The organism is Mesorhizobium sp. M7A.F.Ca.CA.004.06.1.1, from assembly GCF_003999135.1.
In the GTDB taxonomy this organism is placed as follows: Bacteria; Pseudomonadota; Alphaproteobacteria; order Rhizobiales; family Rhizobiaceae; genus Mesorhizobium.
In genome coordinates, this window is the sequence record NZ_RZPQ01000860.1 from 1 (window position 1) to 2,318 (window position 2,318).

Genomic DNA, 2,318 nt, shown 5'->3' on the forward strand with positions numbered 1-2,318 from the left:
GGCTGAGGCCGCCGACCATGGTGGCAATGGCTTCGGCCAGGCGGCCTGGTTCGACAGCGGCAAGCTCGGCGCCGAAGGCCTTGCCGCCAGCCTCGTCGGCGCGATCGTCAAGGATCCCGTGCAGGACAAATTGGTGCTGGAAGAATATCTGGAAACCGTGCTCAAGAAGCGGCCAGACTATGCCGGCTACTACGCGGCCTTGAACGCGGCAATCTGACGCCATGGGGCTCAGCGACGTTTCCTATTTCGGCATACGCCATCACGGGCCCGGCTCCGCCGACAGCCTGGTGCAGGCGTTGCAGGAGTTGAAACCGGTCGCCGTGCTGATCGAAGGACCGGCCGACGCCAGCCCGCTGTTGCCGTTGCTCGCCCGCCCCGAAATGCAGCCGCCGGTGGCGCTGCTCTGCTATCCCGAAGACGATCCGGCCTCGACAAGCTTCTGGCCCTTCGCCGAATTCTCGCCGGAGTATCAGGCGACGCTCTGGGCCGTCACCAACAATGCGGCAGTGCGCTTCATCGATTTGCCGTCGTCAGCCCGCACTGCGCCGATTGAGGCCGTGGGGGAAACCGAGAGCGATGGAACGGAAGCCAACGTCGAGGCTGACTTGGCGCCGCATCTGCGGGACCCGATCGGAACGCTGGCACAAGCTGCCGGCTATGAGGATGGCGAAAGCTGGTGGTCTGATATCATCGAGCAGAACCCGCAGCCGGGTCCAATCTTCGCGGCAATAGCCGACGCGATGACGACGCTGCGGGACGGCGAAGGTCCGCTTGCGGCGTTTGAGGCGAAACGCGAAGCGCATATGCGGCTTGAGATCGCCGCCGCGCGAAAGGAATTCGATGGGCCGATCGCTATCGTTTGCGGTGCTTTCCATGTGCCGGCGCTGCAGGCGACGCGACCGCTGAAGGAAGACCAGGCGCTACTCAAGGGGCTCGCCCGCCGCAAGAGCATGATGACCTGGGCGCCGTGGACGGGGCCGCGTCTGGCGCTGGGCTTCGGTTATGGCGCCGGCGTTGTCGCGCCCGGCTGGTGCAAGCATCTGTGGCAGACGCGCGGGCAAGGCGACGCCTCGGTCCTTTGGCTGGCGAAGATCGCGGCGGTCCTGAGGGCCAAGGGGCACATGGTCTCGACCGCCTCGCTGATCGAAGCCGAACGGCTGGCCCGCACGCTGGCTGTGATCCGTGAACGGCCAAAGCCCGGTTTCGAGGAATTGCGTGACGCCGCGATCGCCGCCCTGTTCAACGGGGAAGCGCTGCTGTGGGCGCTGGTCGAAGCCGAATTGCTGCTGGGCGCCGATGTCGGTGAAATTCCGCCAGACACGCCGCTGGCGCCGCTAATCGAGGACCTGCAGCGCAACCAGAAGGCGGCACGGCTGAAGCCCGAGGCGCTGGAGCGCGAATTATCGGTCGATCTGCGCAGCGAGAGCGGGCTGTTTCGGTCGACCTTGCTGCACCGGCTGTCCGTGCTTGGCGTGCATTGGGGCAAACTCATCGACAGCGGCCGTAGCCGCGGCACCTTTCGCGAGCGTTGGACGCTGTCGTGGGAACCTGAGTATGCCGTTCGACTGGTGGAGAACCTGGTCTACGGACCAACCATCGAAAAGGCGGCCAATGGTCGGCTGATCCAGATGATCGGCGCGGCGACGTCTCTTGATGCGATGGCCGCACTGGTCCAGGGCGCCATCACGGCAAACCTGTCGGAAGCGTCGATCGCCGGTCTCGCGGCCTTGGAGGAACGGGCAGCCCGCAGCAGCGAATGCCTGGAAATCCTGACATCGGTGCCGCCGCTCGCCGACATCATCCGCTATGGCGAGGCTCGCAAGACGGAAACCGCCCGTCTGTCCGGTCTGCTGGAGCGGCTGATCGTCGAAGGCGGGATCGCGCTCGCCTATGCCGCCCGCGACCTCGATGCCCAGGCATCCACCGCACCGCGCAGGCCCTCGTCGTAGATCAGCCGTTGGCCGGCAGTGCTGAAGAAACCCTCGAAGAACCCTGCAGCCTCGGTGACAGGCGTTCCTGGAGACAGACGTCGTGCGATCAGACCGGTTGCCGCGTCGGCTGACAGATGGCCGGCTTCGTAGAGCAGATGCGCGGCACAGCCTGCCACCAGCGCCGTCGAGCGCGATCCATCGAGCACCGCAGCCAGCCCATTGCGCCAGGCGTCCAGCACGTCCTGTTCAGGCTCGACCAGACTGATCGCTTCGTCGGCCTTGCGCATGGCGCCGACCAGCGTCGTGGATGCCTGGGCATCGAGGTCGCGGGCGGCATAGGCGAGCGCGATCCCGCCTTCGACGATCAGCCGCTCCAGCAGAACGGAC

2 protein-coding genes and 1 pseudogene are annotated in these 2,318 nt (G+C 65.9%); 2 read left to right on the top strand and 1 reads right to left on the bottom strand.

Features of this window, described 5'->3' with window-relative positions:
* Together EN906_RS31285 and EN906_RS31290 are read left to right on the top strand one after the other, a co-directional pair.
* Positions 1-217, top strand: a pseudogene (locus EN906_RS31285) (ATPase); the annotation flags it as partial.
* Between the two features lie 4 nt (positions 218-221).
* Positions 222-1,949, top strand: coding sequence for a DUF5682 family protein (locus EN906_RS31290; protein ID WP_245484367.1), 1,728 nt, complete (start codon positions 222-224; stop codon positions 1,947-1,949).
* Here EN906_RS31290 and EN906_RS31295 read toward each other — a convergent pair.
* The coding region (locus EN906_RS31295) for a DUF5682 family protein (RefSeq protein WP_245484368.1) at positions 1,889-2,318 on the bottom strand (430 nt) is incomplete at its 5' end. The two genes, EN906_RS31290 and EN906_RS31295, sit on opposite strands and share 61 nt — an antisense overlap.

Coding starts and splice junctions, on each gene's coding strand:
- EN906_RS31290 (WP_245484367.1), top strand. CDS start 222: ATGGGGCTCAGCGACGTTTCCTATTTCGGCATACGCCATCACGGGCCC.